At 34.7% G+C, this 12,783-nt stretch carries 14 protein-coding genes; 11 read left to right on the top strand and 3 right to left on the bottom strand.

The window, feature by feature from the left end; all coding sequences use genetic code 11:
- The first annotated feature begins 57 nt into the window (after positions 1-57).
- From CHB72_RS09385 to CHB72_RS09365, 5 genes are all read left to right on the top strand, one after another.
- Positions 58-1,176, top strand: coding sequence for a coiled-coil domain-containing protein (locus CHB72_RS09385; protein ID WP_089282629.1), 1,119 nt, complete (start codon positions 58-60; stop codon positions 1,174-1,176).
- Positions 1,177-1,265: 89 nt separating this feature from the next.
- Positions 1,266-1,940, top strand: a complete 675-nt coding sequence (locus CHB72_RS09380; RefSeq protein WP_089282628.1) for a cell division ATP-binding protein FtsE — start codon at positions 1,266-1,268, stop codon at positions 1,938-1,940.
- Positions 1,909-2,829 carry a cell division protein FtsX gene (locus CHB72_RS09375; protein ID WP_242975087.1) on the top strand — a complete coding sequence of 307 codons (921 nt, stop codon included), beginning with the start codon at positions 1,909-1,911 and terminating at the stop codon, positions 2,827-2,829. The genes CHB72_RS09380 and CHB72_RS09375 overlap by 32 nt, the downstream gene beginning before the upstream one ends.
- 168 nt (positions 2,830-2,997) lie before the next feature.
- On the top strand, positions 2,998-3,480 hold the full coding sequence (locus CHB72_RS09370; protein ID WP_089282627.1) for a permease: 483 nt from the start codon (positions 2,998-3,000) through the stop codon (positions 3,478-3,480).
- Positions 3,477-4,046, top strand: coding sequence for a permease (locus CHB72_RS09365; protein ID WP_242975086.1), 570 nt, complete (start codon positions 3,477-3,479; stop codon positions 4,044-4,046). Before CHB72_RS09370 ends, CHB72_RS09365 begins: the two co-directional genes overlap by 4 nt.
- Before the next feature lie 154 nt (positions 4,047-4,200).
- Here CHB72_RS09365 and CHB72_RS09360 read toward each other — a convergent pair whose 3' ends face one another.
- A complete protein-coding gene (locus CHB72_RS09360) occupies positions 4,201-4,629 on the bottom strand; it encodes a hypothetical protein (protein WP_089282626.1) in 429 nt (142 codons plus the stop codon).
- Between the two features lie 329 nt (positions 4,630-4,958).
- Between CHB72_RS09360 and cotE (CHB72_RS09355) the strand changes: the two genes are divergently transcribed.
- From cotE (CHB72_RS09355) to CHB72_RS09335, 5 genes are all read left to right on the top strand, one after another.
- Entirely contained in the window at positions 4,959-5,537 is a 579-nt protein-coding gene (cotE, locus tag CHB72_RS09355) for an outer spore coat protein CotE (protein WP_176431292.1), read from the top strand.
- Positions 5,538-5,755: 218 nt separating this feature from the next.
- Entirely contained in the window at positions 5,756-6,010 is a 255-nt protein-coding gene (locus CHB72_RS09350) for a hypothetical protein (protein ID WP_089282624.1), read from the top strand.
- Between the two features lie 121 nt (positions 6,011-6,131).
- Positions 6,132-7,160, top strand: coding sequence for a CotS family spore coat protein (locus CHB72_RS09345; RefSeq protein WP_089282623.1), 1,029 nt, complete (start codon positions 6,132-6,134; stop codon positions 7,158-7,160).
- A gap of 17 nt (positions 7,161-7,177) precedes the next feature.
- Entirely contained in the window at positions 7,178-8,200 is a 1,023-nt protein-coding gene (locus CHB72_RS09340) for a CotS family spore coat protein (protein WP_089282622.1), read from the top strand.
- Between the two features lies 1 nt (position 8,201).
- Complete coding sequence (locus CHB72_RS09335) at positions 8,202-9,341, top strand: glycosyltransferase family 4 protein (RefSeq protein WP_089282621.1); 1,140 nt, start codon at positions 8,202-8,204, stop codon at positions 9,339-9,341.
- 70 nt (positions 9,342-9,411) lie between these two features.
- On the opposite strand, the gene CHB72_RS09330 is transcribed toward CHB72_RS09335, so the two are convergent.
- A complete protein-coding gene (locus tag CHB72_RS09330; protein WP_089282620.1) occupies positions 9,412-10,410 on the bottom strand; it encodes a GDP-mannose 4,6-dehydratase in 999 nt (332 codons plus the stop codon).
- Positions 10,411-10,415: 5 nt separating this feature from the next.
- Positions 10,416-11,738, bottom strand: coding sequence for a UDP-glucose dehydrogenase family protein (locus CHB72_RS09325; protein WP_089282619.1), 1,323 nt, complete (start codon positions 11,736-11,738; stop codon positions 10,416-10,418).
- 304 nt (positions 11,739-12,042) lie between these two features.
- On the opposite strand from CHB72_RS09325, the gene cotE (CHB72_RS09320) reads away from it, so the two are divergent.
- On the top strand, positions 12,043-12,672 hold the full coding sequence (cotE, locus tag CHB72_RS09320) for an outer spore coat protein CotE (RefSeq protein WP_176431291.1): 630 nt from the start codon (positions 12,043-12,045) through the stop codon (positions 12,670-12,672).
- The last annotated feature ends 111 nt before the right edge of the window (positions 12,673-12,783 follow it).

The following is a 12,783-nucleotide window of genomic DNA, read 5'->3' as shown; positions in this document are numbered from 1 at the left end:
ACTATGATTTAGACAAAATAGAATTTGCTAAGTGATGTTAAGAGGGGGACAAGCTATATGTCTAAAGTTCAGAAGATAAAATTATTTCTGATTTCAGGACTAGTCATTGTTTTTGTTACGATGGCTTTTTCTCCGTTTACGGCGGCTGGCCGAGCAGGGCCCTTTGGGGAGGTTGAGGATAGATTAGTGGGCATTTCTGAGGAGGAAAGGGAAATCCTTAAAAACCTGTTTACCTTGTTGCAGGAGATAGAAGAAATAGAGAGAGAAGAAGAGGAAATTACCCAGGAAATAGAATTAATGAATCGAGAAATTCAAGATTTAGAAATGGTGATTGCAGGTGAAGAAATCGCCTTTAAAAAAAAGCAAGAAGATTTGAAGCAGGTACTTAAGAGCTATCAGAGGAGGGGGCCTGGATCTTATTTAGAAATAATTTTAGATTCGGATAGCCTAGCGATGTTTCTTAGAAGGATAAATATTTTACGAGATCTTACCCGTAATACAGGAGAGCTATTGGAGTCACTAGAGGAAAGCAGCGAGAAGTTGTCAGCAGAAAAGACAAAACGTATTGAAAAGCTCTTGTTAATGGAGATCAGTCAAGAAAAGTTAAGAGATTCTTTGGTGAAAAAGTTAGAATTAAAAGAAGAAATGGAAGCCTTTCTGGTATCTCTTGAGGAAGAAAAGGAGTATTATCAGGAGCACTTGGCAAATATACAGCAGGTATGGGACCAACTTAAGCCTTTACTCTCAGAAATCACACAAGAGTTTTCGCGTATCATCGAAGCTGGCAACTGGCCACCAGATGCTTTAAAAACAACTTTTTCCTTTTTTAGCATTAAGGGATCCATAGATGAGAAAGCCCTCAATGATATAATAACAGGAGATTCTGGTCTTCAAGAAATGGCATTAAGGTTATATCAAGGGAAATTTGAAATGTCCTTGCCGAAACAACATCTTGTTCTTTCGGGTATATTTATTATTGAGGGTGAGCAAGTTTTAAGTTTTCAGCCGAATGAAGGAAGCTTTTACGGGATGCCGCTGGAGCCCGCCGCTATAGAAGAATTGTTTCGAGAAGGTTATCCAGTGTTAAACCTCAAGCCATTGATAGGGAATAATATTATACTTTCTATAGAAAGTATGGAGGGGTATTTAGAATTACAAGTTAAACCAGTCTTATGATACGAGCTAAAAGCAGGATGAATGCTAATAAATTACAAGATAGGTGGAGATTCTTTTGTTCTAGTACAATACTGGGGAGGTTAATAAAAATGATTGAAGCACAAGGAGTGTCTTTGCAATATACTGATGGCACCATGGCTTTAAAAGATGTAGATTTGGGAGTGGAACCTGGTGAGATGGTATATATCACAGGACCTAGTGGATCGGGAAAAACAAGTCTCTTAAAACTTTTTATGGGAATGGAGTATCCAACATCGGGGAAATTAAATGTGCTAGGACAGCCTATAGTGAAAGGTCAAGCTACCAACATTAGGCGATTGCGTATGTCGATTGGTCCAGTTTTTCAAGAGTTTAAGCTAATAAAAGGGAGAACCGCTATAGAAAATGTTATGTTGGGGATGCGATTTTTAGGTATTTCCGCTAGTCAACTAAAGGAGAATGCCAATAATGCCCTAGTAAAGGTAGGGTTAGGACATAAGATATTTTCACTGGTGGATAACCTGTCTTGGGGAGAATGTCAAAGGGTAGCCATAGCTCGGGCGGTGGCTAGAAAGCCAGTATTAATACTGGCAGATGAACCTACTGGCAATTTAGACCTGAAGAATGCCTTAAATATATTAGAACTTTTGACTTCCTTCAAAGATCATAAAACAGCGGTAATCATTACTACCCATGCAACCCACTTGATTGATGATAAAGAAGATATCAAGCTTATACAGGTGGATAAGGGAAATGTTTGCTGGGAAAGGCTGGGACGAGCATAAAATGAAAAATATATTTTATAATACAGGTTACTTTCTAAAAGAAGTAAAAACTATGATCCAGTTAAACTTACTGTCCAATATTTTCTCGCTTTTTAGCACAGGACTTATTTTCTTTATTCTTGCTATGGTGATTTCTGGTTGGTGGGTAAGCAGTCAAGTGGTGGAAGTTATTCAAGGAGAAGCGGAAATGAGTGTCTATTTTGATGAAAGCATTGATGATACAGAGGTCTTGCAGTTAGTTAAAAAGCTAGAGAGTATAGAGGGTGTACGGGAGGCACGGGTAGTCGATGAAGATGAAGCCTATGGTAGGATGGTGGAAATCTTGGGGAAAGAAGCCCGCGTCTTGGAGTTTTTTGATGATAATCCCTTCAGTTCCTTTATTGAGGTGAAAATTCATCTAGAGAAAATAGAACCTATCCTAGAAAAACTAGAGATGATGACGGGAATTGAGCATGTTAGAGATAACGGAGAGGTTTTAGAACGTCTTCGTAGCATAGCTGAGATATTAAGGTTTATAGGATATTTGGTTGTAGCTGCTGTCGGAATTTCTACGTTGGTTATTACATCACATATTATTAGGCAAGGAATCTACAACAATAGGGATCAAATAAATACCTTGAGACTTCTAGGGGCACCTGAAAGCTTTATTGCATTCCCTTTTATACTGGAAGGATTGTTATTAACACTAGGAGGAGGCATGTTAGCTTCAGCAATGACAGCTGTTACGTTAAAACAAGTCTATACTCAAATGGTGGGGCCTTTACCTTTTATCCCTTTACCTCCCCGTGAAGCTCTTATATCTAACATGACCCTATTGATTACGATGATGAGTGGAATTCTTGGAATCGTGGGTAGCATGCTGGGACTATCGTCCGCAAAAAGCAATTAGAAGGATAGGCATTATATGAATGAAAGTAAGAAGGAGATTTTTCTGTTTAAAGATGGGTTTGTTTACAAATTCATAACCTATTTTAATATGTGTTAAAATAAAAGATAAGTAGATATATAAATAAGAAATACTATAAATAAGAATGTTAGATTCATAAGGAGGGAAATCATGACAAATAGAATCTTATATGCTGTTGTATTTATATTACTAATGGCTTCCTATAGAAAAGATGCAAGGAAAACCAAAACAGCCTTAAAAAAGGCATGGAAGTCTTTTGAGAACATTTTGCCACAATTTTTAGGCGTCATCATATTGGTAGGAATTCTGCTTTCTGTTTTAAATCCACAAATTATTGGCGCAATAATCGGTGGACAATCAGGCTTGATGGGTACCGTTATTTCAGCTGTTATAGGAGCAATTACTTTAATCCCTGGCTTTGTTGCCTTTCCAACAGCAGCTTTACTGTTTGAAAATGGTGCTGGATTAGTACAAATTGCAGCCTTTATTTCATCTCTTATGATGGTGGGCGTAGTAACAATACCAATAGAAAGCCAATTTTTTGGAAGAAAGCTAACTTTTTGGAGAAACATTAGTGCTTTTATATTTTCTTTTGTTGTGGCTTATATTATGGGGAGGGTGCTTGGAACATGAAGAACTTTTCAGCAAAAAATCCATCAATGAAGACTTTACTTAAGCGTTATCGTTTTTTTACAATTACACTGGTTGCTCTTGGCATTTTAACAGCTATAGACCAAAAATTAGGTATAGAAGCTATAGGTGTAGTTGGATTTAGTTTTAGAGAAATGGCTATGGTGATTCCTCCAGTTTTCATTTTACTAGGTCTTTTAGATGTATGGGTTCCCAAGGAAACTATGGTAAGGTACATGGGAGAAGATTCTGGCATAAAAGGCATAGTTCTAGCCTTCCTACTGGGTTCTGCAGCAGCAGGTCCTCTTTATGGTGCCTTTCCAATTGCGCTTATTTTGATGAAAAAGGGAGCAAAATTTAGTAATATTTTAATATTTATTGGAGCATGGTCTACTACTAAGATACCAATGTTTCTCTTTGAAATGACTGCTCTAGGGAGCGATTTTGCTATCACACGTTTATTAATCAATATTCCTGGTATCATGATAATTTCCCACTTATTAGATAAGTTTATTGTTACAAAAGAAAAGAATAATATATATGAAAATATAAAGAAAATGGATTACTAGAACCATTTATCATGTTAAACGTAAAGGAGTATCAAAAGAATCAACTTCCCTAAGAGCTTGAGGGAAGCGGTTTTAAAGGAAAGAAGCACTTGTTGATTTGTATTTGTGCAAGTTCAAGAGGAGACCTCCAGCTCTATAACTGGAGGTCTCCTTATTATCCTTGTATATCCCGTTTGTTGTATCCTATAAATCTAATCACGATTAAGCTTAGTGCTATAGCTATCATTATTAAAATTTGGGTGAAATTCAAATCTTCAATTGGTACTTTAGGCACATTGCCGAATGGTGACAACTTACTCATTAAAGGGGAAAATTGAAGTAATCCCCCTAAGTATACGGCAAAGAATGAATATCCTAAATATAGCCAGGTTAAGCCCGCTGCTTGTGGTACAAAGCCAACAAACAACACTGCGACACCAATCATTATCCACATTGCTGGTAAATAAACCATCGCAGCATTAAAAACCGTACCAAAGGAAATAGGGTCATCCATTACTCCTGTTCCCGCAGACCACAGACCTAATACAGCAAGTAGTAAGGTAAAAAATCCAATGACAATAGAAATTAAGAAATAGCTTCCCATTATATGATTGCAGGAATTATTACATCTATCATTTAATTCTGTATTGTCTAAAATACACTATTTTGCAGTCATATCATCTGTTCCTTGGAAGGATTCAGGTCTGTAAACTTGAAACGGTTGTCAAATGCGACGTCAAACCGAAAACTTTAGTTATAACAAAATTGTAAATAAGAGAGGGACTCTACTTTATATAGCTAAATATAGCTAATTCTGTAGAATATATAATCAGGTAAAAAAATCATCTAAAATAGAACATCTTACTATATTTAGAATATTATGAATGTAAGAAGGAAAATTTTATCATTTCATAAGAGAGGAGGTTGTTAATGATGGATAGCAATAAAAATGAATGTTTTAGGACGATTTTTACCAATGTAGTTTTAGGAAGTGGCCATCACACATATCACACCACTATGCACATGATCGTTAATAAAAACGAAGTCCCAAGTGGTGTGTTAGGGTGTACCATTACTAATGCTGAGATTGTTGATACTAAATTTGAAAATTCCAATAGAAAAATAATTAATGTAAGAGTAGATGGCAAATTCGAAGTTCATGTATGGTACCTATCCAATGGCGATACAAAAATTTCAAAAAATATTGCAAAGTTTTCGAAGGTAATAGAGGTTGAAAATATAGAGGAAATCAGTTTTGATAAGGAAAGCGATCATAGAAGTTCAATCATAGCAAAAATCAATAAAGGACCTGCAGTTCTTGGAACTTCATTGGTAAATCAATCTGGGATGCCAACAATTGCCATTCAGGTGGAATATGAATTAGAGATAGAAGTGACGGGAGAAGTGAGATTGAAGGTTTTGACGTATCTCAATAACTCCCAAAATGAGGAGGATGAAATCCTTATACCCGAAACGATTTATTTAGAAGAATACGGGGAAGATGATGATTAAACTACTTTAGTGTAGCTGCAAAATAATAGAAATATACTAAAAAAAGAACTGCTGGGGTGCAACAGCAGATCTCTTTTGATTAATATATTTTAAAAGGCACAGTATTTTCCTTACATCAATATTTCCATAAACTCATATTTTTTTAAAAAAATATATGAATTTATGATACCTTTTTTCTTAACAAGAATATAATATACTAAAAAAAGGAGGTTGTAACAATGGGTTATAGTGAAAAATATGAAGGTTCAAAATCAGAATGCCTAAAGTATGTTAAGGAGATAGTTGGCGAATTAATGAAGGAAGATTTGGAGGTAGAAGGAGAAAAAGTAATTATTCCCAATGATAGAGATCTAGATTATAAGGTTAAATACGAAAATGATGAATATGAAGGAAAGTTTTCTATTAAAATTGGTTGGGTTTATAAAGAAAGGGAAGAAGAGGAAGAAGAACAAGAAGAGCAAGAAGAAGATTAAAAATTAGAGAAAAAATAGTGAATAGGGGGATGTCCCCCTATTCAAAATATTTCTATTGATTGTTTTACCAGTTACCAATGTATCTCAGCTTATATCCTTTTGTTGATAAGGAGGAAAATATGTGTCTAACTTTAATGAGGAAATTAAAGAAGCTTTACAACAATATGATATTACTGTTGTTGGCATCAAAAACGAATCCTATAAAGATAAAAAAGGAGTTTGGTGGATTCAGACCCCTGCAGGATATAAAATATTAAAGAAACAATCTCAATCTAGTGATACGCTAAATTTCATCCTAGATGCTGTAGAACATTTAAAGCAGAAGGGTATTTATATACCTGACGTTATAAAAACAAAAGAAGGTAAGCGCTTTGCAATAATACATAACACTTGTTATGTATTGAGTGAAGCGATTAGTGGAAAAACACTTAATTATTCCAACAACAATAATATTAGACTAATTGTACAGGAATTGGCTAAGTTTCATAAAGCTTCCGAAGACTTTTTTCCTTCACCAAATACAAAAGTCAGAAAGCATTTGGGAGAATGGATTACCAAATATCGAGGAGAGATGCATAAATTAGAAGGCTATTATAAAACTGAAAGCCTTAATCAACAGCCAACGGAATTTGGAAAAATAATTCTAAAAGAGTTTGAAAGCTTTTACAAGCAAATGGAAGACGCTGTAAATAAACTGGAAAAAAGTAATTATCATCAATGGTCTAAAGAGGCAGGAGATAAAGGTTGTCTGTGCCATCAAGATTTCGCCGCAGGTAATTTAATTTATACTGAATCCAAAAAGCTATTTGTACTTGATATTGATTCAGTTACGTTGGATATCCCCATAAGAGATATTAGAAAAATATTAAATAAGATTATGAAGAAAAAAGGTGGATGGGATGCTGAAACTTTTAAATATATAATGACTTGTTATCATGAAATCAATCCCTTAACTCCTTGCCAATGGCAGGTTTTAAAATCAACACTACTATATCCCCACTTATTTGCAGGAATTATGAGTAAGTATTATGAGGGTCGTGACAAAAGCTGGACTCAATTAAAATATCTAAAGCGTTTAGAGGAGATGCTAAAAGTTGAAAAATCCTTAATACCTGTTTTAGAAAATTTTGAAAAACTAATACCGTCATAGAGAAAGGAGTTTAAAAAATGAATTCAAAGCTTTCCTCTACGGATTTAAATGTGTTAGCTAAAAAAGTACTTTTGAATTATCAGCTTATACCAGAGGATTTAGTAATCATACAAAACAACGGTTTAAAAACCCTTTGGAAATTTAAGGATAAAGAGCAGACTTTTTGTTTGAAAAGATTAAGACATCAAATGGATAAAGCAGCCTTTACAGTTAATGCACAAATTCACATATATAATAATCAGGGTAAAGTACCGCAAATCTATCGTAATAAAGATAATGAAGCCATTACAGAGCACGAAGGGCAGCTTTTTGTGCTGTATGAATGGATTCAAGGTAGAGACTTGAATTTTAGCTTACCCTCAGATTTGGCTATTGCAGTAAAGGGTCTAGCAAGATTTCACTTGGCTTCTAAAGGTTATACACCACCTGATTATGCTAGAGTATCTTCTAAATTGAACAATTGGCCGAAACAATATGAGTCCATGCATAACAGACTTGAAAATTGGAAAGAAGTAGCTATATCAAAGGAAGAGATGTCATCACATCAGGCGTATTTGAGTTGTATTGATGAAATGCTAGAAATTGCAAAAATGGCTATTGAAGCCTTAAAAAAATCCTCCTATGAAAAGCTAACAAGTATACAACTTCAAGAGTGCACTCTTTGTCATCAAGACTATGGAGAAGGAAATGTTATCTATAGTAAGGATATTTTATATGTAATTGATCTCGATGGTACCACCTATGATTTACCCCTTCGTGATTTGAGAAAAATCATTGGCAAACAAATGCAAAATTCTCGTAACTGGAATGAAGACAAAATCATGTCACTACTAAAATGGTATGAAGAAGTTAACCCACTGTCTCAGGAAGACAAAAAAATATTGATTATTGATTTAATGTATCCCCATTGGTTTTTCGGAACGGTTAAGGATATTTTTAAAAAGGATAAAGTCATTAGTTCAAGTAAAATTAAGGGAGCGGCAACATTTGAAAGAAGAAAACTACAATTGTTAGAAAAATTATTATTAAAGGTGGATTAATATGAAAATTGCTCTCATATGTACAGAAAAGCTTCCTGTACCTCCTATTTTAGGAGGTGCAATTCAAATTTATATTAGCAATATAGTACCAATTTTATCTAAACATCATGAAATCACAGTCTTTAGTTTGAAAAATGATAAATTAATTGATCAAGAAAGGGTGGGAAATGTACAATACGTACGGGTCTCAGGAAAAACAACAGATGAATATATTAAAAATATTATAAAAGCTGTCACAGATGAATATGACTTGATTCATGTGTTTAACAGACCCCTGTGGATTTCAAGATTAAAATCTACTTTGCCTAATGTAAAATTCAGTCTCAGTCTTCACAATGAAATGTTCGCGCCTAAAAAAATTGATAAAATACGTGCAAAGAAATGCATTGACAGCTGTGAATTTATTACAACCGTTAGTCAATTCATAGCCGATGATTTAAAAGGGATGTATCCTGAAGTGGAAGGAAAGGTAACCCCCATCTATTCAGCAGCAGATATAAAAGAATTTATACCCCCTTGGTTTGATGAAGCAAAAGAAAACAGTAGAAAGATGCGTGAAGCACTTGGACTTACAGACGAAAAGGTAATCTTGTTTGTTGGACGGTTTAGTCCTAAAAAAGGTGCACATATCCTATTGCAAGCTGTTGAAAAAGTGATGGAAGCTTATCCTAATACGGCCTTGGTTTTGGTAGGAAGTAAATGGTATGGTGGTAATATAACAGATGATTATGGTAGAGAGCTTCAGCGAATATCCACTAATCTAAAGGGAAAAGTTATATTTACTGGATTTTTACCTCCTTCAGATGTTCCAAAATACTTTCAATTGGCGGACATTTTTGTTTGCGCCTCCCAGTGGCGAGAGCCCCTCGCTCGAGTCCATTATGAAGCGATGGCGTCAGGTCTACCCATTATTACTACAAGACGGGGAGGAAATGCTGAAGTGATAGAAGAAAATGTAAATGGTTTCGTTCTTTATGAATATGATAATCCCGAAGTGATGGCTGAAAAAATAACATATCTTTTGGAACACCGTGATATAGCACAGAAAATGGCAGAAATGAGTAGAAAGCTTGCAGAAGAAAAATATAATTGGAATCGTGTTGCTGGACAGCTTTTAGCATTGTTTAATCAAGTGAAATAATATAGTAAAAAAGAAAACTAGAAGGAATACCTTCTTAAAGATAGATGTATAAAGGAAGACTGTTGATTTTTCAACAGTCTTCCTTTATGTGTTTTCTTAGCCATCTGATATAATCCTTTATTCCCTCTTCAAATGCTTTACTGGGATGATAACCGAGAATCTCTCTAGCCTTTGAGATATCAGCAAAGGTTTTATCCACATCTCCCGGCTGAATGGGTAATCGATTGACCACTGCTTTAATATTCAATGCTTTTTCGATGGTTGCTATCATTTCATTCAATGTAATCTTCTTTGATCCTCCTAGATTAAATATTTCATATTTTTTCTCTTTTTTATCAATCCAATCTATCGTTTTCATAATGCCATCAACGATATCTCCAATAAAGGTATAATCCCTTTGAGTAGAACCATCTCCATAAACTGGAATGGGTTGATCGGTCATCATCAACCTAGTGAATTTATTAATGGCTAGATCAGGTCGCTGTCTTGGACCGTATACGGTAAAAAAACGCAAACAAGCTATACTCATTTCATAAAGATGATGATAGGTATAACATATTAATTCTCCTGCTTTTTTTGAAGCAGCATAGGGTGAAATAGGGTAATCTACAGAATCATCTTCTTCAAATGGAATTTTTTGGTTATTTCCATAGACAGAAGAGCTAGAAGCAAATATAAGCTTGTTCACTGGGTTTTTCCTGGCTACTTCCAAAAGAGCAAGGGTCCCATTAATATTTACATCATAATATAGGTTCGGTTTCTCTATGGAGGGTCTCACTCCTGCCATGGAAGCCAGATGGATAATAATTGTAATTTCATGATTAGTAAGTATTTCTTCCATTTTTTCTCTGTCTCGAATATCTTCTCGATACAGTTTAAAACTGTCTGGTTCAATACTTAATCTACGCATATTATCCAGTATGTCCTTAATATTATTTTCTTTTATCTTTGGATTATAATAGTCATTAAAATTATCCACTGCCACTACTTTATTATGGGTTCTTAAAAGCTCATCGATCAGATTTGAACCAATAAATCCAGCACCGCCAGTTACCATTATTCTACTCATCTATATTATCTCCCCACACAATAGTATTGAAATCCCTTTGCTTCTATGGCACTTCTTTCAAAAATATTTCTAAAATCAAAAAAGTAATTCCCTTTCATCTGATTTTTGATATAATCCAGATCGATTTTCTTAAACTGAGGCCACTCTGTTAAAATCAAAATTCCATCTACTTCCTTTATAGCAGTATATTCATCCTGACAAAAAACGACCTTATCTTTAATATGATTAAACCGTAATCGACCCTCTTTTTCTCCAGCAGGGTCGTAAACCTTTATATAAGCGCCTTTTCTCACCAATGCCTCTAAAATAACCAGTGAAGGAGCTTCTCTCATATCATCTGTTTCCGGTTTAAAGGTAATTCCCAGTACGCCTAAGGTTTTGCCCTTTAAATCACCCATATTATTGCTGATTTTTTCGATCATCCGATGTTTTTGAAGCTCATTTGCTATAATTGTTTGCTCCACAAGGGTAAGTGGAAGGCTATTATCCCGTCCAGTTTTTGCTAAGGCTTTAGCATCCTTAGGAAAGCAACTACCACCAAAGCCTGGTCCAGGTTGAAGAAACTTAGGACTGATTCGGTGATCCATCCCCATCCCCTCGGCAATCATTTTAACATCCGCTCCTACTCTTTCACATAGATTTGCTATTTCATTGATATAGGTAATCTTAAGGGCTAGGAAGGCATTTGCAGCATATTTTATCATCTCTGCAGTCTCCAAATTCGTAACGATAAAGGGTATTCCATGACCATTAGGTACGGCATATACCTCGCGCATTACTTTTTCAGCCATTTTTGACTCTACTCCTAACACGATGCGATCCGGTTTAAGGAAATCATTTATAGCAGAGCCTTCTCTTAGGAATTCTGGGTTTGACACCACATCAAAGCTGGTATTATTATTTTTATTCGATAATATATTACGGATGGTTTGCTTCACTTTTTGGCCTGTTCCTACAGGAACCGTTGATTTATCTACTATAATTTTATAACCATTGATATATTTAGCAATGTCTTCAGCCACCTGTAAAACTGATTTTAAATCAGCACTACCATCCTCTTTTGTTGGTGTACCCACTGCAATAAGAATCACTTCACTTTCCTCAACGGCAGTCTTTATATTTGTAGTGAAATGTAGCCTTTTGTGATGAAAATGTTTTTTCACCAGCTGTTCCAACCCAGGTTCATAAATTGGAATTCTTCCATTCTTTAACCCATTAATCTTTGCTATATTTCTATCGATACAGGTAACCTCCATTCCAAATTCTGCTAAGCATGCTCCTGTCACCAACCCAACATATCCTGAACCTACCACAGCTATTTTGTGCATAAGCTATCACCCTTTGATTATGAATTAAGGCCAATGTAGTATTTTATGTTTCGACCTAATACATAATATTCATTTTGTCATATAATGAAATAAGAAATCGTAAGAGTTAGGTGGGAAAATAAAATAAAAATACGCAAAGCAATTATTCCAGCGGCGGGACTTGGAAATTATAAACTTTTAAAGCTTCTAAAGGAAGGCTTTAGGAAGACTTTTTTACAAAATAAATGATATTAAATAGCACATCTTAGTAAATGGTGAATACAATAGGTATAAAGAAAACTTTTTGATGCGAAGGAGGGTAATGATGGATAAAAAAAATAAAGGAAATATGCGAACAATTATCACCAATGCTGTTTGTGGAAGCGCTAGTCATATATATCAAACAACCATTCATATTACAGCCAATGAAAATGCATACCCTAGTAGTGTATTAGGATGTACCATTACTAATGCTGAAATTGTCCATAGTAAATTTGAAAATTTCGATAGAAAAAACATTAATGTAAGAGTAGATGGTAAATTTGAAATTCATGTATGGTATGAAGCCAATGGAGATACCAATGTTTCTAAAAAATATGGGAATTTTTCTGAATTAATCCAAGTAGAGAATATTGAGGGAATTAGCTCTATTGAGGGAAATTACTTTAATCGGTTAATTTTAGCACGAATCAAAAAAAATCCTGTTTCTCATGGAACCTCGATTGTTGATCTATCTGGAGTACCAACCATCGCTATTCAGGTAGAATATGAACTAGGAGTAGAGGTGGTTGGAGAGGCTAGATTAACTATTTTAACACAACCTATAGAACATAATGTTGAAAGCTACGAAACGATTATACCAGCAGCTATTTATTTAGAAGAAAAAAAGGCAACAGAAGAAAAGAAAGAAGAAAAGAAAGAAGAAAAAAAGGCAACAGAAGAAAAGAAAGAATAAAAAAGAAATAACGATTTAATGGGCTACACAGAATGGAGACTGATTAATATTATTGAAAGATTTGCGATTGCAGATCTTTTATTTTTTTCCCAAAAGAGGATATTCGTAAAA

It is taken from the genome of Anaerovirgula multivorans (genome assembly GCF_900188145.1).
GTDB lineage: Bacteria > Bacillota > Clostridia > Peptostreptococcales > Natronincolaceae > Anaerovirgula > Anaerovirgula multivorans.
The sequence above is the reverse complement of the archived record's forward strand: the minus strand, read 5'-3'. Positions and strand labels throughout refer to the sequence as shown.